This is a genomic window from Amycolatopsis sp. MtRt-6, from assembly GCF_017308975.1.
Lineage (GTDB): Bacteria > Actinomycetota > Actinomycetes > Mycobacteriales > Pseudonocardiaceae > Amycolatopsis.
This window is the reverse complement of sequence record NZ_JADWPD010000048.1, coordinates 1-25,885: the sequence shown is the minus strand read 5'-3', so window position 1 is coordinate 25,885 and position 25,885 is coordinate 1. Positions and strand designations below refer to the sequence as shown.

Annotated in this window: 17 protein-coding genes and 1 rRNA gene; 10 read left to right on the top strand and 8 right to left on the bottom strand. The window is 73.1% G+C overall.

Features of this window, described 5'->3' with window-relative positions:
* Nucleotides 1–161 precede the first annotated feature (161 nt).
* Nucleotides 162–695 carry a methylated-DNA--[protein]-cysteine S-methyltransferase gene (locus I4Q55_RS46310; RefSeq protein WP_206797217.1) on the bottom strand — a complete coding sequence of 178 codons (534 nt, stop codon included), beginning with the start codon at nt 693–695 and terminating at the stop codon, nt 162–164.
* A gap of 84 nt (nt 696–779) precedes the next feature.
* Here I4Q55_RS46310 and I4Q55_RS46305 point away from each other — a divergent pair, with 84 nt between their 5' ends.
* Both I4Q55_RS46305 and I4Q55_RS46300 read left to right on the top strand, forming a co-directional pair.
* A complete protein-coding gene (locus I4Q55_RS46305; RefSeq protein ID WP_307793486.1) occupies nt 780–2,117 on the top strand; it encodes a S8 family serine peptidase in 1,338 nt (445 codons plus the stop codon).
* Nucleotides 2,118–2,125: 8 nt separating this feature from the next.
* Nucleotides 2,126–2,740 (top strand): VOC family protein, encoded by a 615-nt coding sequence (locus I4Q55_RS46300; RefSeq protein WP_206797215.1) that lies wholly within the window; start codon nt 2,126–2,128, stop codon nt 2,738–2,740.
* Between the two features lie 8 nt (nt 2,741–2,748).
* Here I4Q55_RS46300 and I4Q55_RS46295 read toward each other — a convergent pair whose 3' ends face one another.
* The 4 genes from I4Q55_RS46295 to I4Q55_RS46280 form a co-directional block, all read right to left on the bottom strand.
* A complete protein-coding gene (locus I4Q55_RS46295; protein WP_206797214.1) occupies nt 2,749–5,946 on the bottom strand; it encodes a BTAD domain-containing putative transcriptional regulator in 3,198 nt (1,065 codons plus the stop codon).
* A gap of 85 nt (nt 5,947–6,031) precedes the next feature.
* Nucleotides 6,032–7,954: an ABC transporter ATP-binding protein gene (locus I4Q55_RS46290; protein WP_206797213.1), complete on the bottom strand. Its 1,923-nt coding sequence runs from the start codon at nt 7,952–7,954 to the stop codon at nt 6,032–6,034.
* Between the two features lie 3 nt (nt 7,955–7,957).
* Nucleotides 7,958–9,067 (bottom strand): lanthionine synthetase LanC family protein, encoded by a 1,110-nt coding sequence (locus tag I4Q55_RS46285; protein ID WP_206797212.1) that lies wholly within the window; start codon nt 9,065–9,067, stop codon nt 7,958–7,960.
* Between the two features lie 6 nt (nt 9,068–9,073).
* Nucleotides 9,074–9,310, bottom strand: coding sequence for a hypothetical protein (locus tag I4Q55_RS46280; protein WP_206797211.1), 237 nt, complete (start codon nt 9,308–9,310; stop codon nt 9,074–9,076).
* A gap of 188 nt (nt 9,311–9,498) precedes the next feature.
* On the opposite strand from I4Q55_RS46280, the gene I4Q55_RS46275 reads away from it, so the two are divergent.
* Genes I4Q55_RS46275 through I4Q55_RS46265 form a run of 3 tightly spaced genes read left to right on the top strand, consistent with a single transcriptional unit; the run spans nt 9,499 to nt 14,670 of the window.
* Nucleotides 9,499–12,501, top strand: a complete 3,003-nt coding sequence (locus I4Q55_RS46275; protein ID WP_206797210.1) for a lantibiotic dehydratase — start codon at nt 9,499–9,501, stop codon at nt 12,499–12,501.
* Complete coding sequence (locus tag I4Q55_RS46270) at nt 12,498–13,736, top strand: lanthionine synthetase C family protein (RefSeq protein WP_206797209.1); 1,239 nt, start codon at nt 12,498–12,500, stop codon at nt 13,734–13,736. Before I4Q55_RS46275 ends, I4Q55_RS46270 begins: the two co-directional genes overlap by 4 nt.
* Nucleotides 13,737–13,767: 31 nt before the next feature.
* Nucleotides 13,768–14,670, top strand: a complete 903-nt coding sequence (locus tag I4Q55_RS46265; RefSeq protein WP_206797208.1) for a JmjC domain-containing protein — start codon at nt 13,768–13,770, stop codon at nt 14,668–14,670.
* Between the two features lie 52 nt (nt 14,671–14,722).
* Here I4Q55_RS46265 and I4Q55_RS46260 read toward each other — a convergent pair whose 3' ends face one another.
* Nucleotides 14,723–16,444 carry an NAD+ synthase gene (locus I4Q55_RS46260; protein WP_206797207.1) on the bottom strand — a complete coding sequence of 574 codons (1,722 nt, stop codon included), beginning with the start codon at nt 16,442–16,444 and terminating at the stop codon, nt 14,723–14,725.
* A 110-nt stretch (nt 16,445–16,554) separates the two neighbouring features.
* Here I4Q55_RS46260 and I4Q55_RS46255 point away from each other — a divergent pair, with 110 nt between their 5' ends.
* Nucleotides 16,555–17,112, top strand: a complete 558-nt coding sequence (locus tag I4Q55_RS46255) for a hypothetical protein (protein WP_206797206.1) — start codon at nt 16,555–16,557, stop codon at nt 17,110–17,112.
* 41 nt (nt 17,113–17,153) lie between these two features.
* Here I4Q55_RS46255 and secA2 read toward each other — a convergent pair whose 3' ends face one another.
* Nucleotides 17,154–19,493, bottom strand: a complete 2,340-nt coding sequence (secA2, locus tag I4Q55_RS46250; RefSeq protein ID WP_206797205.1) for an accessory Sec system translocase SecA2 — start codon at nt 19,491–19,493, stop codon at nt 17,154–17,156.
* 155 nt (nt 19,494–19,648) lie between these two features.
* On the opposite strand from secA2, the gene I4Q55_RS46245 reads away from it, so the two are divergent.
* On the top strand, nt 19,649–21,205 hold the full coding sequence (locus tag I4Q55_RS46245) for an alpha/beta hydrolase (protein WP_206797275.1): 1,557 nt from the start codon (nt 19,649–19,651) through the stop codon (nt 21,203–21,205).
* A gap of 3 nt (nt 21,206–21,208) precedes the next feature.
* Here I4Q55_RS46245 and I4Q55_RS46240 read toward each other — a convergent pair whose 3' ends face one another.
* Nucleotides 21,209–21,823 carry an LppX_LprAFG lipoprotein gene (locus I4Q55_RS46240; protein ID WP_206797204.1) on the bottom strand — a complete coding sequence of 205 codons (615 nt, stop codon included), beginning with the start codon at nt 21,821–21,823 and terminating at the stop codon, nt 21,209–21,211.
* An 87-nt stretch (nt 21,824–21,910) separates the two neighbouring features.
* Here I4Q55_RS46240 and I4Q55_RS46235 point away from each other — a divergent pair, with 87 nt between their 5' ends.
* From I4Q55_RS46235 to I4Q55_RS46225, 3 genes are all read left to right on the top strand, one after another.
* Nucleotides 21,911–23,191, top strand: coding sequence for an MFS transporter (locus tag I4Q55_RS46235; RefSeq protein ID WP_206797203.1), 1,281 nt, complete (start codon nt 21,911–21,913; stop codon nt 23,189–23,191).
* A 61-nt stretch (nt 23,192–23,252) separates the two neighbouring features.
* Complete coding sequence (glnA, locus tag I4Q55_RS46230; protein ID WP_206797202.1) at nt 23,253–24,596, top strand: type I glutamate--ammonia ligase; 1,344 nt, start codon at nt 23,253–23,255, stop codon at nt 24,594–24,596.
* 996 nt (nt 24,597–25,592) lie between these two features.
* A 16S ribosomal RNA gene (locus I4Q55_RS46225) occupies nt 25,593–25,885 on the top strand; the annotation flags it as partial.

Below are 25,885 nucleotides of genomic sequence, written 5' to 3'. Positions count from 1 at the left end.
CACCCCCTCCCCCCGTCCCCCCCCCCCCGCCGCCCGGCCCCCCGCCCGCCCCCCCCGCCCCCCCCCCGCCCGTGTCGTCCAATCACGCGTGATGCCTCCCCAGACACACGTGATGCCCCTCCGGACACACGTGATGCCCCTCCGGACACACCGCGGCAGGCTCAGAACAGCGTCGGCTCGTCCGCCAGCGCGCCCTCGATCACGAGCATCCGCCGTTTCGTCCCGACCCCGCCCCGCGCCGAGAACCCGCCGTCCTTCCCGCCGGCGGCCAGCACCCGGTGGCACGGCACGATGATCGGGAACGGGTTGTGCCCCATCGCCTGCCCGACGGCCTGTGCCGACCCCGGCTGCCCGAGCCGGTGGGCGATGTCGCCGTACGTCAGCGTCTTGCCCGGCGGGATCGTCCGCGCGACGTCGTACGCGCGCCGGTTGAAGTCCGGCACCCCCGAGAAGTCCAGGGCCACCGACGTCAGATCCGGCCGCGAACCGCCCAGCAACGCCACGATCCCGGCCACCGCCTCCCGCACCGGCGCCGGCGGCGTTCCCTCGACGGCGTCCGGGAACCGCCGCGCCAGCCAGGCCCGCGTCCGCGAAGCACTGCCCTCGGGCAGCGACGTCCCGATCACGACGTCGTCGCGCCAGGCGAGCCCGCACGCGCCGATCGCCGTGCCGAACACCATGAACCCCGTCGTCATGCCGCTCAGCCTACGACTGAAGAGGGGTACCGCCCCGCCCCGAATGATCGCTAGGTTCGGTTTGGGCGATTTCGAGGAGGACGCGTGCGGCGAATCATCCTGGCCACGGCACTCTTGCTGGGCCTGATCGCGACCCCGGCGGCCGCCGACCCGCTGGTCATGCCGCACGTCGTCGTCACGCACCACACGTGGTGGGCCGAGCTCGCCATCAAGAAGGCCGGCGGCACCGTCGTCGCGAGCTACCCGCAGATCGGCGTCGTGGTCGCGTACACCGAGAAGGACGACTTCGCCGCGAAGCTCCGGAAAACGCCGGGCATCGACGCCGTCGGCGCGACGCGCACCGCGAAGATCCCGAAGGAGTTCTTCGCGCCCCGCAGGGACCTCCGCTACACCGGGCCGAACTCGCCGAACACCGGCCTGGTCCCGCCGGAGGGCACCGCCTGGGACGTCCCGGCACTGCGCCTGCCCGAAGCCCACCAGGTCACCGACGGCAGCAAAAACACCCTCGTCGGCGTCCTCGACGTCGGCGTCGACGACACCCACCCCGACCTGCGGCACGCCTTCGACAGCAGGAACTCCGTCTCCTGCCTGTCCGGCTGGCCCGACCGCGGTCCCGGCGCCTGGCGGCCCACGCTCGACGGCCACGGCACGCACGTCGCGGGCACGATCGCCGCGGCCCGCAACGGCACCGGCGTCGTCGGCGTCGCCCCGGGGGTGAAGATCGCCGCGGTGAAACTCGCCGAACTCGACGACAAGGAGACGGCCGAAAGCATGGTCTGCGGCTTCGTCTGGGCCGCCGAGCACGGCTTCGCCGTCACGAACAACAGCTACCGCTCGATCCCGTGGCGCTACAACTGCGACAACCAGCCGGACCAGGCCGCCGCGAAGCTCGCCGTCGGCCGCGCGGTCGCCTACGCGCAACGCCGGAACGTCCTCGTCGTCGCCTCCGCCGGCAACGCCGGGATCAACCTCGACACCCGCTCGGTCGACAAGGAGAGCCCGGCCGACAGCACGCCGGTGGAGCGCGCGATCGACCCGACCTGCACCCGGCTGCCGCACGAGCTGCCCGGCGTCGTCGGCACCGGCGCGCTCGACGAAAAGCTCGTCAAAGCGACCTTCTCCAACTACTCGGCGTCCCGGATCAGCGTCGCCGCGCCCGGCGCGCGCGTCTGGTCGACCTGGCCGAACGGCGAATACCGGTCCGCGAACGGGACGTCGATGGCCGCGCCGCACGCGAGCGGGGTCGCCGCCCTGATCGCGAGCGAGCACCCGCACTGGAGCGCCGAACGCGTCAAGCGCGCCCTGTTCGCGACGGCGACGCCGCTGCCCTGCCCGGACACCACCTGCGCACCCACGAAGCAGGGAACCACCTACTACGGCCACGGCGTGGTCGACGCGGCGAGGGCTGTCGGCGCGGGATGATGGGCCTCGTGCTCGATCATCTCGTCTATGCCGGCCCGGACCTCGCCGACGCCGTCGCCCGCGTCACCGCCCTCACCGGCGTCACGCCCGTGCCCGGCGGCCGCCACCTCGGCGTGGGCACGGCCAACCACCTCGCCGACCTCGGCGCGGGGATGTACCTGGAGGTCATCGGCCCCGACCCGGAGCAGCCCGCCCCCGAGGTGCCCCGGCCGTTCGGCATCGACGAGCTGACCGAGCCGGCGCTGGTCGCCTGGGCGGTCCGCACGACCGACCTCGACGCGACGATCGCGAAGGCCCGCGCCCACGGCTTCGACCCGGGCGACGCGATCGAGATGTCCCGCGAAACCGCCGACGGCGAAACGCTGCGCTGGCGCCTGACCCCGCCGAGCGTCCCGGGCACCCTGCACCCGTTCCTCATCGACTGGGGCTCGACGCCGCACCCGACCACGCGCGGCCTGCCGTCCCTGCCGCTGCTGATGGTCACCGGCACCCACCCGGACCCGGATTCGGTGCTCGCGGTGACGGACGCGCTCGGCCTGGAACTGCTGGTCCGCCGCGCGGGGAAAGCGGGCCTGACGGCGGCGCTGCGCACCCCGGAAGGCCGCCAGGTCGCCTTGAGCTGAGTGGCGGGTCACGCGCTCGGCGAGCCGACCACCATCCGGGCGGACGCCGGGACGTCGGTGATCTCGGCCAGCGCGGCACGCGCGTGGTCTTCGCCGAGGCGGTGCCCTGAGCGGGCGTGGCAGTCGACGGCGGCGCGGGCGGCCGCCTCGGCCGCGTCGCGACGGCCCAGCCGGTGCTCGGTGAGCGCCAGTGACGTCAACGCCGTGCCGCGCTGGATGTCCCGGCCCGCCGCGGTGGCTCCGGCGAGCGCGACCTGGGCGTAGTAGGCCGACTTGGCCGGGCTGCCCAGGTGCCGGTACGAGACCGCCAAGCCGATCCGGGCGTCGCCGAGGACCCGGCTGTGCTCGTCCGTCGCGAACAGCTCGACGGCTTCGCGGAACCGGGCGAGCGCCTCGCGGTGCCGGCCGTCGAGCTGGTCGACGGTGCCCTGGACGACGAGTGCTTCGCCGAGGACCCGGACCGCGTCGACGGACCGGGCGGCGGCGAGCGCCTGCCCGGCCGTCTCGCGTGCCTGGTCCGCCCGGCCCGCGTCCCGGTGGACCGCGGCCAGGTGGCACAACGTCTCCGCACAGTCCACTGTGGAACCGAGGGTGCCGAAGGCCGCCAGCGCCGCGGTCAGGTGGGTGGCCGCCTCCACCAGCCGGCCCGCCGCGAGGTGCGTCTGCCCGAGGTTGGACCGGGCCGTCGCGGCGGCGTGCGGTGAGCGCACCCGGTCGCAGATCGCCACGGCGTCCTCGCTGCACTGCCGGGCCGCGTCCAGCGCGCCGAGTTCCAGGTGGGCGCTCGCGCTGTTGAGCAGCGCGTTGGCCACCACGAACTCCTGGCCGGTCCGGGCGCCCAGCTCGCGCCCGGCGCCGAACAGCTCGACGGCCAGCGTCGGCCGGCCGATCTCCAGCTGGATGATGCCCATGTTCAGCAGCGCCGCCCCTTCGAGGGGAGCCAGCCCGGCACGACGGCCGCCGTCGAGGGCATGGCCCATCTCGTCCAGCGCTTCGGTGTGCCGGCCCAGTGTCCAGGCCAGGATGCCGAGGCTCATGTGCATCGCGGCCTGCGCGCCTTCGTCACCGGCGTGCACGGCGGCACGCAGCGCCGTGCGCGCGGCGGACGCCCACTGCGTCGTCGTGCTGCGTGAGTGGAAGTAGCCGCGCAGCGCGTCGGCCAGGTGCCAGGCGTGGGACGGCAGGCCGGCGGACTCGGCCGCCTCGATGGCGGCCACGAGGTTGGCGTGCTCGGTTTCGAGGTGGTCCCGGGCCTCGTCCGCGGAGCCGAACCGGGCGCCGGGCCGCGGGCGCGGCAGCCGGCTGAGGTCGGGGTACAGCACGGTCCCCGCGGCGTCGGCGGCGTCGAGGTAGTGCGCGAAGAGCCGGTGCACGGCCGCCCGGCGGTCCTCGGCCGGCTCTTCGCCGCGGGCGCACTCGGTCGCGTAGAGCCGCATCAGGTCGTGGAACTGGAACCGGCCGGGCGCCGGCCGGCCGAGCATGTGCCGCGAGACGAGGTGGTCGAGTGCCTCCCGGGCCTCCGGCAGGCAGTGACAACCGGAGCTTCGCTCCGGGCCGGGGGCTTCGCCACCCGGACCCCCGCAAAGCCCGCCGCAGCCCAGCAATGCGGCGGCGACCTCGGCGCCGAAGTCCTGGCCCGGCACGAGCCCGAGCAACCGGAACAGCCGCCGGGCCCGGTCCGGCAACGCGTGGTAGGACAGGGCGAACGTCGTGCGCACGGCGGCCCGCGGATCGCCCGGGACGGCCAGCCGCCCGAGCCGGTCGCCCGCGCGCAGCTCCGCGAGGTAGTGCTCGACGCCCCCGTCGAAGTTGGCCGCGGCCAGTCGCAGCGCCAGCGGCAGGTACCCGCACAGCCGGGCGACTTCGGCCAGCGCCGCCGGGTCCGCGGTGCGCGCGCCGAGCAGGTCGGTGAACAGCGTCCGGGCCTCGTCCGGGCGCAGCGGGTCGAGCGTCACCACCCTGGCGTCGTGGAGCGCGGCGAGGCCGCCGAGGTGCACCCGGCTGGTGACCAGGACCGCGCAGCCCGGGGTGCCGGGCAGCAGCGGGCGCACCTGCTCGGCGTCGGCGGCGTCGTCGAGCAGGAGCAGGACACGCCGGTCCGCCAGCCGCGCCCGCAGCTGGGCCGCCCGCGCCTCGACCGACGCCGGGAGGTGGGCGCGGTCCAGCCCGGTGGCGTACAACAGGTCCGCGAGGACCTCGGACAGCTCGGCCCGGCCGAGCCGGACGTGCCACTGACCGTCCGGGAAGGCCGCGCGCAGCCGATGGGCCACCCGCACCGCGAGCGCGGTCTTGCCCACCCCCGCCGGCCCGCACACGCCCACCACCGGAACGGCCGCGCCGGTCAGGGTGACCAGCAGCTGGTCCACGAGGTCCGCCCGGCCCGCGAACACCCGGACGTCGAGCGGCAGGGTGCACTGCGCGACCCAGGGTGCCGACCGCGCCGGGTCCACGGGCGGCGGGGGACCGGCGGGCGAGGCCTCGACCTCCCCGGTGAGCACGGCTTGGTGCAGCTCGCGCAGCCGGTCGCCCGGCTCGATGCCCAGCTCGTCCCGGAGCCGGGTCCGCACGGTGCGGTACGCGGCCAGCGCTTCCGCCTGCCGGCCCGCGCGGTGCAGGGCGAGCATCAGCTGCGCCCAGAACCGTTCCCGCATCGGGTGTTCGGCCGTGAGCCCCCGGAGTTCGGCGACCAGCTCGGCGTGCCGGCCCGCGGCCAGCTCGACGTCGACGACTCGCTCGAGCACCTGCAGGCGCTCTTCGGACAGCGACTGCGCCACCGTGGCCCGCAACGATTCCGACGGCACGTCGCTGAGCACCGGGCCACGCCAGAGTGCCAGGCCCGCGCGCAGCGCTTCGGCCTCGGCCGGCGGGTTGCCGCGCACGGCGTCCGCGCCGGCGACCGCGGTGCGGAACGCGTCGAGGTCGAGCGCGCCGGGACCGACCTCGATCGAGTAGCCGTCGCGGTGGGTGGTGATCGGCTCGGCGGGCGCGAAGGCCCGGCGCAGCCGCTGGACGTAGGTCTGCACGGTGCCGCGGGCCCCCGCCGGCGGGGCGTCCGCCCACAGGTGCTCGATCAGTTCGGCGACCGAGACGACCTGTCCGGCGCGCAGCAGCAACGACGCGAGCACCACGCGGTGCTTGCCCGCGGGCACCGGGACCTCCTGCCCGCCGATCGTCACCCGCAGGGCGCCGAGTACGCCGAATTCCACCCGCGACCCTCCCCTGTCGGCCCGAAGTGGAGCCGAGTGTGACAGGGCGGGGTGGGTGCTGTCCGCCAAATGGCGTAATTGATCGTTATTGCCGTATTCCGTGCTGCTCGGCCTGCAACCGGTAGAGCTCGGCGTACCGGCCGTCGAAGGCCATCAGCTCCTCGTGCGTGCCGTGCTCGGCGACCCGGCCTTCGTGGAGGACGTAGACGCGGTCGGCGCGCCGGACCGACGCCAGCCGGTGGGTCACCAGCACGATCGCCCGCCCGGCGTCGGCGAGGCCGCAGACCCGGTCGAACACCTCGGTCTCGGCGCGCGGGTCGAGCGCCGCGGTCGGCTCGTCGAAGAGCACGACGGGGGCGTCCCGGTAGTGCACCCTGGCCAGGCCCAGCCGCTGCCACTGCCCGCCGGACAGCGCGGTCCCGCCCCAGAACTCCCTGGCCAGCAGCGTGTCCCAGCCGCGGTCGAGCCGGGCGACCACCTCGTCGGCGCGGCCGAACCGCGCGGCCCGGCGCAGGGCTCCCGCGTCCGGCGGCCGGGTGGAGCGGCCGATGGTGACGTTGACCCGGGCGGTGAACGGCCACTGGACGAAGTCCTGCGCGACGAGCGCGACCTGGTCGAAGACGCTTTCGCGGTCCAGCTCCGAGGTCGGCACGCCGTCCCAGCGGACGCTGCCCCGGCTCGGCAGGTACAGGCCGGCGAGCAGCTTGGCGAGCGTGCTCTTGCCCGAGCCGTTCTCGCCGACGAGCGCCACCACCTCGCCGCGCCGGACGGTCAGGTCGACGCCGCGCAGCGCGGGCTCGGCCGAGTTCGGGTAGGCGAAGTGCAGGTCGTGGACGGTGATCGTGGCCGGCGCGTGCGGCAGCCGCCGGGACCGGGCGGGCATCGCCTCGGCTTCGGCCCGCTCGCAGGCCTGCTGCCAGTCCTGGACGAACAGGCCCTGCTCGTAGAGGTCGTTGACGGCCATGACCAGCTTGGTCAGGTGCTGGGTCCCGGTCCGGATCGCGAGCACCACGGTGCCCGCGACCGCCAGCGGCACCGCGCCGGCGACCAGCAGCAGCCCGAGCGCGCCGTAGGTGGCGGCCTTGGCCAGCCCGGACACGCCGTCGGCGGCCAGCGTCGTCCGGGCCTGGGTGTCGGCCAGCCGGGACTCCTCCGCCTCGGCCCGCCCGGCCAGGCGCCGGTAGTGGTCCAGCAGGAACCGGCCGCTCTGGTGGGCCCGGACCTCTTCGGCCGACGACGGCTGGGTGAGCAGCGACGCGAGCATGTCGAGCTGGCGGTGCAGCTCGGTCCACCGTTTCATGGAGAGGAACCGGGCCCGGGCGACGCGCACGGCGCCCCAGGCCGCGGGCAGGATCACCGCGAGCAGCATCGGCAGCAGCGCGGGGTGCAGCACGACGAGGACGCTGCCCGCGGCGAGGAGACCCGCGATCGCGTCGAGCAGCGCGATCGTGGCCGTGGTGACCTGGCGGGCGGCCAGCGCCCCGCGCCGGGCGGCGGCGAGGTTGTTGCTGAACGTGGCGTCCTGCACGACGGCCAGTTCGACGGCGGCGGCCCGTTCCAGCAGCCGGACGTAGGCGGCCCGGTCGACGCGCGGCCCGAGCCGCCCGTTGGCGGCGCTGCCGATCGACGACAGCACGCTGCGCAGCACGCCGCCCGCGACGACCCCGGCGATCGACGGGGCGGCGGCCACGAGCAGCTCCCGGCTCGGCGGCGCGGACAGCAGGACGGCCAGCACCGAGTTCGTGGCCACGAGGATCACGGCCGTGGCCGCGCCCGCCAGGACGTTCGCCGCGACCGCGACCGGCAGCGTCCACCGGCCCGCCTGCCAGGCGATGCCGAACGTGATGCGCAGCAGCGCGGGCAGCCGGCGCAGCATGGCCCAGAAGCCGAGGGCGGCCGCCGCGCCTTCGTGCTGGGCGAACCCGTCGGTGAGCCGGATCCCGGTGCCGAACAGCGGGTCGTCGCCGTCCGGGCCGTGGCGGCCGTCGTTCTTCTTCGTCCACAACATGGTTCACGCCAAGAGGAACAGTCGGGGCCACGCGGGTGGCCGGGGTGCGGTGAGCGCGGTCAGCACCAGGGCGATCCCGGCGGCGCCGACCAGGATTCCCGGGTTGTCCACAGTGGACCCATCGGGTTCGACGTCGCGGAAGCCGAACACGGTGTCCGGCTCGTAGGCGTCCAGCAGGCGCGTGCAGAGCCGCGCGGCGTGCGCGCGGTGCCGCTCGTCGCCGGTGTCCCACCAGAACAGGGCGGACACCAGCAACGCGCCCGCCATGCCGTGGCAGAAGGCCGGTGTGCGGTGCCCGGTGTCGAGCAGGGCCAGCTCCTGGGCCCGGGCGCGCAGCCGGACGTCGTCGAGCGCGCGGCCGGCCAGCCACAGCGCCCGGGCGGCTCCGGCACTGCCCGCGCACCAGCCGGCGTTCGCGAAATCGGCCTCGGCCACGCGGTCGGCCAGCGCCCGGACGGCGGTCCGCGAGCCGGGCACCCGGCTGTCCAACAGGGCCAGCGCGGCGAGCGGGCCGCTCGCGCCGTGGGCCAGCCCGGGGTGGGGGAACTCCGGACCGAGCCGCGCCAGCGCATCGCCGAAGGTCGTCAGCACCCCGGCGGGCGTGCCGGGGTCGAGCAGCAGGGCCGCGGTCCAGCCGGACAACCCCTGGACGACGTCGTAGCCCGACTGGTCCGCCCCGGCCGTCGGAGCGACCCGGCCGAGCGTCGGCAGCAGCGCCGAAGCGAGCTGCCCGCGCAAACCGGCGTAGCGCGTTCCGCCGCGGCTGAGCAGGGTGGCCGCGGCCAGCACGCCGGTGCCGCCGAGGAACAGCGACAGCGAACCGTCCGGGTCGGCGAACGCGGTGACGGCCGCGGAGAGGAACCGGTGCCCCGCCCGGTCCCAGCCCGCCGCGGGGTCGGCGGCGTCCAGGGCGGCGCACAGCACGGCGGCACCCGCGTCACCGAAGGCCAGCGACATCGGTCGCCACCGCACCACCTCGGCGAACGCGGACTGCCCGCCCAGCGCGGCGACGCCCGCGGCGATCCGTCCGGGATCGACCGCGCGCGCCGCCACGTCGGCGGACACTGCCGCGACCCGCGCCGCGAGGGCGGGGTCAAGCAGAGCCCGGGTCACCGTGGATCAGGTGTTGCACATGGTCGGAGTGAGCGGCGAGGCACTCTCCGGCGCGAACCTGGTGTAGCAGGTGATCGTGCAGTTGCTGGTCGTGGTGCAGCCCTCGGTCACGGCGGAGGCGTGCACGCAGTCGTCGGTGTAAGCCCCGTTGAGGGAGTACCGGTCCTTGCCGTCCTGCGGCACGATTCGCAGCTCCAGCTCGAACATGGCGTCTTCTTCGGTCGGCGCCATCATCATCGTCATGCGTCGGTTTCCTTCTCTTGTCGATCTTCACGAGCCGGCCACAGCCGGCCCGGGTTCCACCTTCCGGGCAGCCGCCGACGCCCTGCCGACGCTCCGCCGACGTCTCGCCGGCGCGGGCCGCGAAGCCGGTGACGCGGTGCGGTGAAGCGTGGTTGTGTGCGTGGCGTTCCGATGTGGAGGGAGTCCCGGTGGTCCGCTACGTGCCCGGCGAAGCAGCGATGCTGCGCATGCCGACCGCTCCGGCGTCGCTGGCGGAGGCGACGCGGGTCAGCCTGGCCGACGCACCCGGTGTGCTGCGCACCGCGCTGGCCGACCCGGTGGTGCGCGAGGCCGTCGAACTGTCGAGCACCGCACTCGCCGGGGCATTGCGCAACGCCGACGTGGGCCGCGCCGAGCCGTCCGAAGTGGACCGGGCCGCCCGCACCGTCGCCCGGTACCTGCTTCGCATGGCGGGCCGGCCGACCCCGTTCGGCCTCTACTCCGGCGTGGCGGTGGCGGCGTTCGACGACGCGACGAAGGTGCGACTCGGCCCGGCACACCGCAAGGGCGTCCGGGTCGACGCGGGCTGGCTGACCGCGGTCGTGCTGCGGCTGGAGCGAGACCCCCGCGTGCTGCGCACCCTGCGGGTGGTGACGAACGACCTGTGCTTCGCCCGCGGCGACCGGCTCGTCCTGCCGTACGTGGCCGACGGGGAGAGGGAGACGCGCTCGGCCCGGGAGCTGTCCGTGCGCCGCACCCCGCCCGTCGACCTGGTCTTCGCCCGGGCACGGGAGCCGATCGCCTTCACCGCGCTGGCCGGCGAGGTCGCCGCCGCCTTCCCGCGCGCGTCCGGCGCGGCGATCGAGAAGCTGCTGACCGGCCTGGTCGCCCAGGACATGCTCCTGACCGACCTGCGGCCGCCGCTGACCGGCACGGACCTGCTCGGCCACGTCGTCGACCGGCTCGCCGCGGTACCCGACCTGCCGGACCTGCCGGCCCTGCGGGAAGCGCGCGACCTGCTGGCCGCCTACGCCGAAGCGCCGATCGGGGGCGGGCTGCCGCAGTGGAACCGGGCCGTCGCCGCGCTGCGCGCGATCCAGCACACCGAGCGGGCCCCGATCCAGGTCGACCTCCGCGTCGACGCGGAGGTGCGGCTGCCGCGCGAGGTCGCCGAGGAGGCCGCCCGCGCCGCCTCGGTCCTCACCCGGTTCGGGGCGGCCCGGCCGGAACTGCCGCAGATCGCGCAGTACCGCGAGCTCTTCGCCGAGCGGTACGGCATGCAGCAGCTGGTGCCGCTGGCCGAACTGGTCGACCCCGAACGCGGCCTCGGCGTGCCCGCGGGCTACCAGGTGCCGGACAGCGAACGGCGGCTCGACGTCGAAACGGTCCCGCCCACTCCGCTCGACGACACCCTCGCCGCCCTCGCCCAGCGGGCGATGCTCAACGGCTCGCTCGAAGTCGTGCTCGACGACGAGCTCGTGGACGCCCTCGCGCCCCACCGGCCGGACGCGCCGGCGCCGGACAGCGCCGAGCTGTGCGTCCGGGTGCTCGCCCCGTCCGCCGCAGCCCTGGACGAGGGCGACTTCCAGCTCGTGGTCGGCCGGTCGGCGGGCTCGCCGAACGCGGGGGAGATGTTCGCCCGGTTCGCGTACCTCTTCGACGACCGGCCCCTCGCGGTGACGCCCGACCAGCCGGAGCTGCTCGCCGCCCAGCTGGTCTTCCGCCCGCTGCACGGCCGCATGGGCAACGTGCTGCAGGTGCCCTCGGTGTGCGAGCACACCCTCGCCATCGGGACGTTCGCCGAACGCGGGCGCGACGACGTGCTCGGGCTGGCCGACCTGGCCGTCGGCCTCGACGGCGACCGGCTGTTCCTGGCCGCGCCCGCGCTGGGCGCCGAGGTGCTGGCGGTTTCGCCGCACCGGGTCAACACCAGCCGGTCCACGGCGAACGTCGTGCGGCTGATCCGGGAGATCACCTCGACGGCGCACTGCGGGCTCGACCCGTGGTCGTGGGGCACGGTCATCCGGCGGCTGCCGATGCAGCCCCGCGTCCGGTACGGCCGCACCGTGCTGGCCACCGCCACGTGGCGGGCGAGCAACCTGATGCGGGACACGAGCCTGTCCTGGGCGGAGTGGAACGCCGAACTCGACGCGTGGCGGGAGCGGTGGCGGGTGCCCGAGCGGGTGCAGGCCGTCGACGGCGACTCCTGCCTGGAACTGGACCTCTCCGGGGAACTGCACCGCAGGCTGCTGCGCGACGAGCTGACCCGGCGCCCGGACACCCTCATCGGGGAGGTGCTCGGCGGCCCGGCGGACACCGGCTGGCTCGACGGCCACACCGCCGAGCTGGTGGTGCCGATGCGCGGGACCGGACCGCGCCGCACCGCCGCCCGGGTCGTCACTCAGCCGCCGCCCGCGCGTCCGCACCTGCCCGGCGGGGAATGGCTGTACGCCAAGCTCTACGCCTCGGCCGCCCGCCACAACGAGCTGCTGGCCGAGCACGTCGGCCGGTTGCGCCCGGACGCCGACCGCTGGTTCTTCATCCGGTACGTCGACCCCGAGCCGCACCTGCGGCTGCGCTTCCACGGCCCGGCCGGCGAACTCCTGCCCGGCCTGCACGCCTGGGCCGCCGAACTGTGCGCCGCGGGGCTGGCGAGCCGGCTCGTGCTGGACACCTACGTCCCGGAGACCGCCCGCTACGGCGGCCCCGAGCTGATGGCGGCCGCCGAACACGCCTTCCGCGCCGACAGCGAGTCCGTCCTCGACCAGCTGCGGCTGACCGAGCTGGGCGTCACCCCCGAGCTGCTGGCCGCGGCCAACTACCTCGACCTGCTCGACGCGTTCGACCCCGGCCGCGACTGGGCGGCGTGGTTCCTCGGCCAGTACCCCAAGGGCCGCCACCACCGTGACTTCCAGGCAGTGCGCCGGGAAGCCGTCGCCCTCATGGACCCGGCGAGCGGCTGGCGTGCCCTCGCCGAGCGTCCCGGCGGCGACCTGCTCCTGCGGTCGTGGGCCGCGCGGAGGCCGGCGCTGGCGGCGTACGGCGAGCAGGCCCGCGCGAGCGGTGAAGTGCCGGACTCGCTGCTGACGGCGTTGCTGCACATGCACCACAACCGGCTGGTCGGCATCGACCGCGAAGCCGAGTTCCGGTCGCTGGCCCTGGCCCGCGGCGCCGTCGAGGCCCACCGCAACCGGGCGAGGTTCGGCCGGTGACCACAGTGGACATTCCAGGCGTCCGCACGCGGGCCGAGGCGGTGGTCGAAGACGTCGCGCGCCGGCTGGCCGATCCGGTGGCGATGATGGCCGAGATGGCCGAGCGCTCACCGGACCGGTGGACGCCGCTGTCGTTGTCGGACGGCTACCCCGCCACGGCGTTGCTGTTCGCGGAATTGGCGTGCGCGGACGCGGGGTACCGCGCGGTGACCCACCGCCACCTGGCCCAGGGCGTCCAGGCGGAACCGGCGGTGCGCGGGCTCTACGTCGGAGCGGGCGCGCTGGCCTTCGCGACCGCCCGGGCCGTGCGCAAACCCGGCGACTACGCCGGCCTTCTGGCTACTTTGGACGATCTCCTCACCGGCTGGGTCGCCCGCCGGCTCCACCCGGAGTGGGAGCGCCTGGCCGCGGGCACGGCAGGCACGGCGTTCTCCGCCTACGACGTGGTGACCGGCGTGACCGGGGTGGGCAGGCACCTGCTGGACCGCGGCGCGGCCGAGGTGACGCGAGCGATCCTGCGGTACCTGGTGGCGCTGACCGAGACCGCCGGCGGGCGGCCGGGGTGGTGGGCCGAGCACCCGGCCACGAAGGCCGGGCAGGCCGATGCCGGGATGGCCCACGGCATCGCGGGTCCGCTGGCGCTGCTGGCGCTCGCCTGGCAGGCCGGGGTCCGGGTGCCGGACCAGGAGGCGGCGGCCGAGCGGATCGCGGACTGGCTGCTGACCTGGTCGGACCTCGACGAGCACGGCCGCTACTGGCCCGCCTGGATCGGCGCGGCGGACCTGGCCGGCCGGCCGCCGCGGCTGGCGCCGACCAAGTCGGCCTGGTGCTACGGCGGTCCCGGCATCGCCCGCGCGCTGGCCCTGGCGGGCTCGGCGTTCGGCCGTCCGGAGTGGACGGACGAAGCCGTCGCCGCGCTGACGGCGACGCTGCGCCGGCCCGCGGCCGACCTGGGCCTGGGGGACGCCGGCCTGTGCCACGGCTGGGCCGGGCTGCTGCACCTGGTTTCGCGGACCGGCCGGGAAACCGGTTCGCCGGAACTGCTCGCCGGTGCCGGCCGGATCGCCGCCCGCGTCCTGGACTCCTACGACCCCGGTTCCGCGTTCGGCTTCCGGACGGACGGGACCGGCGACAGCGCCGGGTTCCTGGAGGGGGCCGCGGGCGTCGCGCTGGCCCTGCTCGGCTGGCTCGGCACCCCGGCCTGCGGGTGGGACGCGGCGCTGCTCGCCGCATGACATCTCGACACGGCTCGACACAGGGAGAGAAATGACTGACGACTACACGACCGACCCGGCCTGGGCGGCGCTGTTCGCCAAGCCCGAGCAGGCCCAGGACCTGCGCTGGGGCCGGGAGCACCTGGTGTTCGCCGCCGCCGACCCCGCGCGCGAGCTGGTGACGCGCGAGAAGATCGAGCACTGGCTGGTGTACGGCAACCTGCGTTACCCGCAGCTCAACGTGAGCTACGGCGGCGACGCCGCGCCGGTGACCACCTTCACCCGGTCGCGCACGCTCAACCAGCATCAGCTCACCGGCTGCGCCCACGCGGACGACATCGGCGAGCACCTGGAGCGCGGGGCGACGCTGGTGCTCAGCAACATGGAGCACTACGACCCGCAGGCCGCCCGGTTCTGCCGCGACATCGGCGCGGCGGTCTCCGGCTCCGCCCAGACGTACGCCTACCTCACCGCGCCCGGCCGGTTCGGCAGCCGCCCGCACCGCGACAGCGCCGACGTGTTCGCCGTGCAGGTCGAGGGCACCAAGGAATGGACGCTCTACGACCTCCCGGAGGGCGGCGACTGGAACCGGGGGTACATCGACGAGGACACTCCGGTGCGGGCCAAGGTGGTCCTGGAGCCGGGGGACGCGATCTACGTCCCGGCGGGCCTCGGCCACCGTGCCCAGGCCGGTCCGGAAGGTTCGCTGCACCTGACCATGTCCATCGGGGTCCCGCGGGTGCACCAGGTGATCGACGTCCTGGCCGAGGAGCTGCGCTCGCGGTTCAACCGGAACGAAGCGCTCCCCCCGGGGCAGGCGGGGCGCCCCGAGATCGTGGCCGAAGCACTGCGCCGCATGGCCACCGCGATCGAAGAGGCCGATCCCGCGGCGATCGCGGGCGCGCTGGTCCGGTCGAACCCGTGGCCGGTGGAGCCGCGACGGCTGCCTTGGTGAAAGGCCGTGAAGGCCACCTTCGGTCCTGAAGGTGGCCTTCACGGACCGGCGATCAGGCCTTGCCCTCGCGCCACAGGTTGGTCATCGGCAGCCGCCGGTCGCGGCCGAAGGCCTTGAAGGTGATCTTCGTGCCCGGCGGGTACTGGCGCCGCTTGTACTCGGCCTTGTCGACCATCCGCACCACGCGGTCGATGGTCTCCGGGTCGAAGCCCGCGGACACCAGGTCGGCGTACCCGCGGTCGCCCTCGACGTAGTCGTCGAGGATGTCGTCGAGCAGCTCGTAGTCCGGCAGCGAGTCGGTGTCCACCTGGCCCGGCCGCAGCTCGGCCGACGGCGGCTTCGTGATGGAGTTCTCCGGGATCGGCGGGGTTTCGCCGTTCTTCACCGCTTCGGCGTTGCGCCACCGGGCGAGCTGCCACACGTGGGTCTTGAAGACGTCCTTGATCGGGGCGAACGCGCCGACCGCGTCGCCGTAGATCGTCGAATACCCGACGGCGAGCTCGGTCTTGTTGCCGGTGGCCAGCACCAGGTGACCGTCCAGGTTGGACAGTGCCATGAGGAGCATGCCGCGCGTGCGCGCCTGGATGTTCTCTTCCGCCAGGCCGGTCAGGGAAAGCTGGTCGACGTACACCCGGACCATGTCCTCGACCGGCTCGACCCGGTAGTGCGCGCCGATCCGCCGCGCCAGGTCGGCGGCGTCGTCCTTCGAGTGCGCGGAAGAGTACTTCGAGGGCATCGAGACGCCGTAGACGTTGTCGCCGCCCAGCGCGTCCGCGGCCAGCGCCGCGCAGACCGCCGAGTCGATGCCGCCGGAGAACCCGAAGGTGACCGACGAGAAGCCGTTCTTGTGCACGTAGTCCCGCAGCCCGACGACGAGCGCGTGCCACACCTCGGCCTCGTCCGACAGCGGCTCGCTGATCACCGGCTCGGCCGTCGGCTCGTACGCCGGCAGCGGCTCCTCGCTGATCACGCGGCGCCGGACGTGCAGGCCTTCGAGCTCGCCGTCGGCGGCGTGGCCGCCCGCGGCGAGGTCCATGTCCAGCACGAGCAGGTGCTCGACGAACTGCGGCGCGCGGGCCAGCAGCGTGCCGTCCGCGCCGACGACGAGCGAGTCGCCGTCGAAGACGAGGTCGTCCTGCCCGCCGATCTGGTTGGTGTAGACCAGCGGTGCGCCCGCTTCGGCCGCGCGACGCGCGATGAGCGGCAGCCGCTGCTCGTCCTTCGACCGCTCGTACGGCGACGCGTTCGGCGCCACGACGAGGTCGACCCCGGCCCGGCCCAGCGCCGAGATCGGCCCGCCGTCCTGCCAGACGTCCTCGCAGATGACCATGCCGATGTCGAGCCCGTGGAACCGGACGACGTCGAGCGTCGTGCCCGGCTTGTACCAGCGGTGCTCGTCGAAGACGCCGTAGTTGGGCAGGTGGTGCTTGAACTGCCGCGCGACGACTTCGCCGCGGTAAAGCGCCGCGGCGGCGTCGCGCGGGCCGGTTTCGTCCAGGTCGAGGTAGCCGATGTAGGTGAGCACCTCACCGCAGCCGGCCTCGTCGAGGCGGCGCGCGAGCGACTCGACGCCCTGCCGCGAGGCGGCGGCGAAGGTCTTGCGCAGGGAGAGGTCCTCGATGGGGTAGCCGGTCAGGGACATCTCGGGGAAGACGACGACGTGGGCGCCGGCTTCGGCGGCCCGCCGCGTCCACTCGACGTGCAGATCGGCGTTGCCGTCGAGGTCGCCGACGGTGGGGTTGACCTGGGCGAGCGCGATGCGCAGTTGCGGCATGCCGCCATTCTGGCTCACCGCCACCCACCTGGCCGAGCGAATGTGGGCGAAACGCCACGCCCGGCGCGCACCCTCCGGGTAGGTTGCGCCTGACCGGACGAGGGGGACGAATGAACTACCCGCAGCAGCCAGGACAGCCCTACCCACCGCGGCAGCCGTACGGGCAGTACCCGCAGCAGCAGTACCCGGGTTATCCGCCGCCCGGCTACCCGCAGCCGCCGAAGAAGGGCAATGGCCTGCTCATCGGCCTGCTCGCCGGCGGCGGTGCCCTGCTGCTCGTGGTGGTCTTCGTGATCACCGGGTTCGTCGCGCCGGGTTTCCTGGTCTCCGACAGCAAGCCGAAGGTGGCGAGCGGGCCGCCGCTCGACCTGAACTCCGGCAGCGTCGTCGCCGGGAAGTTCATCCTCGCCGTCATGGGCGACGACCCGGACGAGGCGGAGCAGGCCGCCTGCGCCTCGGCGAAGAGCCAGGTCCGCGAGGCGGCGACGAAGCTCGGCTCGGCCAACGCGCAGATCACCGCGGGCGAGCCGACCCAGGGCCTGGACAACCAGATCATGGTGAAGCTGACCGGCACGATGAGCCGTGGCCGGACGCTGACCGGCCTGATGACCGTCCAGCGCGAGGCCAACGGCACCTACTGCATCCGCGAGATCACGACGTCGGCCTGAGCCGGAACCGGGGGCCTCCGCGAACGGAGGCCCCCGGCCCGTCACTTGCGCTTGATCATGCTCCGGACCTTCTTGATGGTCTGCTCGAAGTCCGAGTCGAACGGGTTGTCGTGCACCAGGTAGGTCCACGTCGTGTTCGCCCGCCGGACGCCGGCGTCGCCGAGGTCGATGCCCTCGTCGGTCAGCTCGGCCTCTTCGAGGGTCTTCGCCGCCCGTGAGTCGGCCTCGCCGATGATCTTGTGGAACTCCGGGATCGCCGCGCGGTGGAACTCGTCCAGCGGCGTCTCCCTGGCCAGCGCGCGCAGGTGGATGCTCTCGCGGACGTCGGTCAGGTACGCCAGGTGGTCGGACCACAGCTGGTCGATGTGGAACAGCAGCACCTCGCGGCACATCTGCTCCAGCTTGTCCTGGTCGTCGAGCTTTTCCTTCAGCTCGCCGAACTTCTCCGGGTGCGCCTTCTCGAGCACCTCCGCCGCGTACGCGGTGCGAAGCACCTTGTCGCGGTGCACCAGCAGGTCACGCCGCTGCCGCTCGATCAGCCGCGTGTAGCGCCAGGTGTTGCGGTGGATCTCCAGGTCGACGCCCTCGGCGACGCGCTGGGCGTGGTTGAGCTGCCGCAACGCCGCCGGGTCCTTGATCTCGCCGGTCTCCTCGTCGTCGACGATGCCCTCGGGCACGTCCGGCGCGTTCGACAGCACGAGCTCGTCGTTCAGGCTCGCGAAGAAGATCGCGCTGCCGGGGTCGCCCTGGCGGCCGGAGCGGCCGCGCAGCTGGCCGTCGAGCCGGCTCGACGGGTACCGCGCGGTGCCGATGACGTGCAGCCCGCCCAGCTCGACGACCTCTTCGCGGGTCGCGCCGTCGGTGCCGCCCAGCCGGATGTCGGTACCGCGGCCGGCCATCTGGGTGGACACGGTGACCGCGCCCTTCTTGCCGGCCTCGGCGATGATCGCGGCCTCTTCGGCGTCGTTGCGCGCGTTGAGCACGACGCACTCGAGGTCGACCTTCGCCAGCTTCTCGGCCAGCTCTTCGGACTCGGCGACGTCCTGGGTGCCGACGAGGATCGGCCGCCCGGTCTCGTGCACCGTGCGGATTTCCTCCTCGATCGCCCGCAGCTTCTGCGACGGCGAAGCGAAGATCCGGTCTTCGAGGTCCTCGCGGATGTTCGGGGTGTTCGGCGGGATGACCGCGACCTCGAGTTCGTAGAACTCCCGCAGCTGCTCGGCGACGGCGACCGCGGTCCCGGTCATGCCCGCGACCTCGGGGTAGCGCGCGAGCAGCGCCTGGACGGTGATCGAGTCCAGGATCTCGCCGCGGTCGGTCGCGGTGACCTGCTCCTTCGCCTCGACGGCGGCCTGGAGACCGTCCGGCCAGCGCTGCAGCTCGGCGACGCGGCCGCGGGCGGCGTTGATGAGCTGCACCTTGCCGTCGCGGACCAGGTAGTCGACGTCGCGGGTGAGCAGCGCGTGGGCGTGCAGCGCGACGTTGACGGCGGCCAGCCGGTCCGACGCCTGCTCGTTGAACAGGTCGTCGACCTCGATGCCGAGCGACTTCGCGACGACGGACGAGCCGGCGTCGGTCAGCCAGGCGTTGCGGCCCTCGCTGTCGGTCTCGTAGTGCAGGTTGAGCCGCAGCCGCCGGACGATCTTCGCGACCTCTTCGTCGGCGTCGCTGCGGTCGATCGAGCCGGCCATCACCAGCGGGACGCGGGCCTCGTCGACCAGCACCGAGTCCGCCTCGTCGACGATCGCGACCTCGGGGGCGGGCTGGACGAGGTCGTCGACCTTCGTCACCAGGCGGTCGCGCAGCACGTCGAAGCCGATCTCGGCGACGGCGCCGTACGTGACGTCCTTGGCGTACGCCTCGCGACGCTCCTCGCGCGAGTGCGCCGGCTCGACCCAGCCGACCGACACGCCGAGCAGCGCGTACACCGGGCCCATCCACTCGGCGTCGCGGCGGGCCAGGTAGTCGTTGACCGTGACGACGTGAACGCGCTTTCCGCGCAGGGCGTACCCGGCCGCGGCCAGCGCACCCGCGAGGGTCTTGCCCTCACCGGTCTCCATCTGGACGACGTGCTTGGTGAGGATGCCCATCATGCCCAGCACCTGGACGTCGAACGCGCGCTCGCCCAGCGCCCGCTTGGCCGCCTCGCGGCCCAGGGCGCCCACCTCGATCAGGTGGTCGTCGCCGAACGCGGTGTCCTTCAGCGTCTCGCGAAGCTTGCCCGCCCGCTCGGTCAGCTCCTGGTCGGAGAGCTTTTCGAGCTCGGGTTCGAGCTTCTCGACCGCGGGCAGCAGTGCTTCGTAGCGGGTCAGCTCGACGCTGCCCGGCCGCTGGATGATCCGGCGGAGCTTCTTGCCCACCCGGCTGATCAGTGCTGCCACCCCTGGTCTCCCGTTCTCTCTCGCTCGACCGGCCTCCACCACCCAACGCGACGGTGGTGCGTTCGAGTTCCGCGGCCGGATGGGACGATCCAACCGTGTTCCCTCATCCCAGCGCCAGGTCCCATCGTCGCCGGATCACCGCGATCGCGACGTCCGTGCTGCTCGCGGCCTCGCTGGCCGCGTGCACGTCATCCGGCAAGACCGAGCCGCCCGCGCCGACGACCGAGTCGCACCCGCCGTCCGGGCCGGTGCCCGCCGGGCTGGAGCGGTTCTACGGCCAGAGCCTGAGCTGGGCCGATTGCGCACCTTACGCGACGTCGGAAGACGCGCGGTCGGCCTTCCAGGCGAAAGACATCCAGTGCGCGCGCCTGACCGTGCCGCTGGACTACGCGAAACCGGCGGGGGACACGATCACCCTCGGCCTGCTCCGCCACAAGGCGACCGGCGAGCGGATCGGGTCGCTCGTGGTCAACCCGGGCGGCCCGGGCGCGTCGGGCATGGTCGCGGCCGCCGGGCTGATCAAGCCGGTGACCAGCACCGGCCTGGGCAAACGCTTCGACCTGGTCGGGTTCGACCCGCGGGGGATCGGTGCGAGCCAGCCGGCCATCCACTGCCTGACCGATCAGGAGCGCGACGCCGACCGCGCCGACGACAGTGAGACCGACGGCTCGCCGGCCGGGGTGCTCAAGCAGGAAGCGCAGGAAAAGGACTTCGCCGCCAAGTGCGCCCAGCGCACCGAGGACGGCACCGCGATGCTGGCCAACGTCGGCACCCGCGACGTCGCGAAGGACCTGGACGTCCTCCGCTCGGTCCTCGGCGACGAAAAACTCACCTATTTGGGCTACTCCTACGGCACCCGGATCGGCTCGGCGTACGCCGAGGCGTTCCCGAGGAACGTCCGCGCGATGGTCCTCGACGGCGCGGTCGACCCGGAGCAGGACGCGGTCGAGTCGCTCGTCGCGCAGGGCCAGGGCTTCGGGACGGCGTTCACGCAGTTCGCGAAGTGGTGCACGGCCCAGCAGGACTGCGCGCTCGGCGGGGACGCCGGCGGCGCGGTCAAGGCGTTCCAGGACCTCACCCGGCCGCTGATCGACTTCCCGGTGCCGGTCGGCGACGGCCGCAAGCTCTCCTACGAGGACGCGACCACCGGCGTCATCCAGGCGCTCTACCAGGAAAGCCTCTGGGACACCCTGAACACCGGCCTCAACGAGCTGAAGCAGCAGCGCGGCGCGACGCTGGAGAAGCTCGCGGACATCTACAACGAACGCGACTCCACCGGCAAGTACGGCACCACGCAGGACGCGTTCACCGCGATCCGCTGCGTCGACGACCCGCGCGTCACGGACCCGGCCGTCATCCTGAAGGCGCAGGAGGAGTACGTGAAGGTGGCGCCGTTCCTCGACGACGGCCGCCCGGCTTCGGCGGCGCGGGACGCCTGCGCGTTCTGGCCGGTGCCGAACACGTCCGAGCCGCACGTGCCGAACGTCGAAGGCCTGGCGAAGACGCTGGTCATCTCGACGACCAACGACCCGGCGACGCCGTACCAGGCCGGCGTCAACCTCGCGAAGGGCCTGAAGGGCGCTTTGCTCACCTACGAAGGCACCCAGCACACGGTGTTCCTGCAGGGCGTGAAGTGCGTCGACGAGGCGGGCACGGACTACCTGCTCGACGGCACGGTGCCGCCGGACGGGAAGCGGTGCTCGGGGCAGTAGTGGTTACGGCTGCTGCTTGGTCAGCGACAGCTCGATCATCACCGGGCTGAGGTGGTCGCCGGCCGGCGGGATCTGCACCCACAGCCGCACGAAGCGGCGTGGCCCGCCGTCGTCGGCGACCCAGACCTTGACGGTCAGATCGGCGTCGACCGGCGCGAGCACGCTGTGGGCGACGGTGGCCGGCACCCGGCCGCCGACCCGCAGGGCGGGCGCGCCGTCGACGTTCTCGCGGCCTTCGGTCTTGGCGTCGGCGACCCCGTCGAGCAGCCGCTTCAACCCGCCCCGCGGGCCGAGGAAGGCGCTGACCGGGTACGGCGGGTGCCGGCCGTCGCGCACGTCGAACGGGAACTTGGTGTGCCCGTCGCCGTCCTGGACGTCCACTGTTCCGGTCGCGTGGCCGCCGTCGTCGAGGGTCGCGTCACCCTCGATCTGCCGGAGCGGGAAGCCCTGCAGCACGCCGTTGACGCCCGCGGCGAAGTGCACGCTCCGCACCGAGGCGAACGACGTCGCGGCTTCGCGGACCAGGTCGGCGCCCGCCGGGAACGGCCCGCGCGTGTCGGGCGACCCGGTGCAGCCGGCCGTCAGCATGACCACGAGCAGGAGGGCGAGGCGGCGCATCCCCGAAGCCTACTGTTGGCCTGATCCTTGCGGATGATGTCCTTCCGGCCACTTCCGCCGTCACGCGCGCGCGATGAGACTGCCGGGGTGACTGTTGAGACCCGTCCCGCCCCGAAGCTGCACCGCGCGTGGCTGATCGCCGGCGCCGCCTTCGTCGCGCTGCTCGCCTCCGCCGGCTTCCGCGCCGCTCCCGGCGTCCTGATCGACCCGCTGCACCAGGAGTTCGGCTGGTCCCGCACCACCATCAGCTCCGCCGTCTCGGTCAATCTCGTGCTCTTCGGCCTCTTCGCGCCCTTCGCGGCCGCGTTGATGGAGCGCTTCGGCATCCGGCGCGTCTCGGCGACGGCGTTGACCGTCATCGCCCTCGGCGCGGGCGGCACGGTGTTCATGACCGCGAGCTGGCAGCTCGTGCTGTGCTGGGGCGTCCTGGTCGGGCTGGGCACGGGCTCGATGGCCATGGGCTTCGCCACGATGATCGCGACGCGGTGGTTCGTGCGCAGCCGCGGCGTCGTCACCGGCGTCCTGACCGCCGCGGGGGCCACCGGCCAGCTGATCTTCCTCCCGCTGATCGCGAACCTGGCGGTGGACTCGGGCTGGCGCACGGCGTCCCTGGTGATCGCGATCGCGGCGCTCGCCGTCGTCCCGGTGGTCCTGCTGGTGATCCGCGACCACCCCGCCGACATCGGCACCACGGCCTACGGCGCGCCGGCCGACGCCGAGGTCTCGCGCCCGGCACCGGCGACCGGTTCGGTCCGCCGCGCCCTTTCCGTGCTGGGCCAGGCCGCCCGGACCCGGACGTTCTGGCTGCTCGCCGTCGGCTTCGCGATCTGCGGCGCGACGACCAACGGCCTGGTCGGCACCCACTTCGTCCCGGCCGCGCACGACCACGGCATGCCGCAGACGACCGCGGCGAGCCTGCTGGCCCTGGTCGGCGTCTTCGACGTCGTCGGCACGATCTTCTCCGGCTGGCTCACCGACCGGGTCGACCCGCGGATCCTGCTCGGCGTCTACTACGCCCTGCGCGGGCTCTCGCTGGCGCTGCTGCCGCAGCTGTTCGGTGACTCGGTGCAGCCGAGCATGTGGGCGTTCATCCTGTTCTACGGCCTCGACTGGGTGGCCACGGTCCCGCCGACCGTCGCGCTCTGCGTCCGCGCGTTCGGCGACGCCGGCCCGATCGTGTTCGGCTGGGTCTTCGCCTGCCACCAGCTCGGGGCCGCGTTCGCCGCGTCGGCGGCCGGCCTGGTCCGCGACCAGCTCGGGAACTACACGCTGGCCTGGTATTCCGCCGCCGTGCTGGCCGTGCTCGCGTCGGTCGCTTCGCTGGCCATCACGCGGGCGAAGAAGCCCGTTGCGGTACTCGCGACGTGACTTCGGCGGCGTCGGCGCGTCGCGAAACATGGCGTTAACACGCTGTGGTTAGGGTGCGGCCATGGATCGCCAGCAGGAATTCGTGCTCCGCACGCTCGAGGAGCGCGACATCCGTTTCGTCCGACTCTGGTTCACCGATGTGCTGGGGTTCCTCAAGTCCGTCGCGGTCGCGCCGGCTGAGCTCGAGGGCGCGTTCAACGACGGGATCGGCTTCGACGGCTCGGCCATCGAGGGCTTCGCGCGCGTCTACGAATCGGACATGGTCGCCAAGCCCGACCCGTCGACGTTCCAGGTGCTGCCCTGGGAAACCCCCGAAGGCGGCCCGTACTCGGCGCGCATGTTCTGCGACATCGCGATGCCCGACGGCTCACCGTCGTGGGCGGACCCGCGGCACGTGCTGCGCCGCCAGCTGTCGAAGGCGGCCGAAGCGGGCTTCACCTGCTACGTCCACCCCGAGATCGAGTTCTTCCTGCTCTCGACCATGCCCGACGACGGCAGCGAGCCGGAGCCGGCGGACAACGGCGGCTACTTCGACCAGGCCAGCCACGCCACGGCGACGCACTTCCGGCGCCACGCCATCGAGACCCTCGAAGCGATGGGCATCTCGGTCGAGTTCAGCCACCACGAAGGTGCCCCCGGCCAGCAGGAGATCGACCTCCGCTACGCCGACGCGCTGACGATGGCCGACAACGTGATGACGTTCCGCTACGTCATCAAGGAGGTCGCGCTGACCCAGGGCGTGCGCGCGACGTTCATGCCGAAGCCGTTCACCGACCAGCCCGGCTCGGGGATGCACACGCACGTCAGCCTGTTCGAAGGCGACCGCAACGCGTTCTACGACGCCGAGGACCCGCACGAGCTGTCGGACACCGGCAAGGCCTTCGTCGCCGGGGTGCTCCACCACGCGAAGGAGATCTCGGCGGTCACCAACCAGTGGGTGAACTCCTACAAGCGCCTGATCAGCGGCAGCGAGGCCCCGACGACGGTCTCGTGGGGCCGCGCGAACCGCTCGGCGCTCGTCCGCGTCCCGATGTATTCAGTCGGAAAGGCGTCATCCCGCCGGGTGGAAATCCGCACGTTGGACTCGGCGTGCAACCCGTACCTGGCGTACTCGGTCATCCTGGCGGCCGGCCTCAAGGGGATCGAGAAGGGCTACGAGCTGCCGCCACCGGCCGAGGACAACATCTGGCAGCTGAGCGACGCCGAGCGGCGTGCCGCCGGGTACGCGCAGCTGCCGCAGAACCTGGGGGAGGCGCTGGCCGAGATGGAGAAGTCGGAGCTCCTGCCGGAAGCGCTCGGCGAGCACGTCTACGACTTCTTCCTCCGGAACAAGCGCGTGGAGTGGGACAACTACCGCAGCGCGGTCACCCCGTACGAACTCCGAACCCTGTTGCCGGTGCTCTGACGGGCGGCGGCCGGTGTCCCTCGCGATCCCGGCCGCCGCACCCGCTGTCGCCTCCCCGAAGCTCGACACATCCCGGTGCTGATCAAGGGCAACGTCGACACCCGAGACCACCCCACCGAACGGGCGAACTTCCGAGCCGCGCAGACTCGGTCTCGCCGACCTCCGCCGGCGGGCGCTTTCGCCGCCGCGCACTCCCCGGCTGCCCAGGCCCGCCGGTCGTCCACCCTCGGCCCGGCCGACCCGCTCGTCGGCCCGATTTCCGCCGCCCGCCACGCCGCGGCCGCCTTTCGTGCCGGATCTGGCTCCGCCGAGCTCGCCCGCGCCGCCCAGCCGGCCGGCACCTCACGCTCCTGGCCGCCCCACCCTCCGGCCTCACTCGGCGACTCCCGCACCACCGGCGCCCTCCAACGGCTGCCCCCGCTCTCAATCGCCTCCCCTTCGCCGTCCCCACTCGCCCGCCGCCCCGCTCGCCGGACGGTTTCGCCGCGGTTCGGGCCGGCCCGCCGCCCACCGCGCACCGCCCCCGCTCCCGGCCGCGCCGCCGCATCCGGCCGTCGTAGCCGTCCGTGAGCACCCTGACCTGCGGCGATGCCGTTAAGTGACCCCCCTGTTTTGGGGCGGTTCGGGGGCATGTAATCTTCTCTTCGTCGCCAGGAACACCGGGTCACACCGGGGCCGCAAGCCCCGGAGACCAGGCCGGGACGAGCGGGTTGACACCGCGGATCGGACCGGGTAATGTTCAGCGTCGGCCCACGAGCGGCCGCCGACCCCCTACGACTAAACCCGTAGGATAAGGCATGCTCGACCAAAAGCTTGTGAATATCGCTTGGAACAACTGCCGAGGATATAGCCGCTGATAAGGCGGCGAGTCCAGAGTGTGTTGCTTGAGAACTCAACAGTGTGCTAGTGAACTAAGCCAGTAGAGCTTATATTTGAAACCCCCTCGTCGGGGTTTCCTTTGAGAGCAGTAAAATGCCTCGATTGAATTCGAAGACATTGTTGGAGAGTTTGATCCTGGCTCAGGACGAACGCTGGCGGCGTGCTTAACACATGCAAGTCGAACGCTGAACCCATTTCGGTGGGGGATGAGTGGCGAACGGGTGAGTAACACGTGGGTAATCTGCCCTGCACTCTGGGATAAGCCTTGGAAACGAGGTCTAATACCGGATATCACCACATCAGGCATCTGAAGTGGTTGAAAGTTCTGGCGGTGCAGGATGAACCCGCGGCCTATCAGCTTGTTGGTGGGGTAGTGGCCTACCAAGGCGACGACGGGTAGCCGGCCTGAG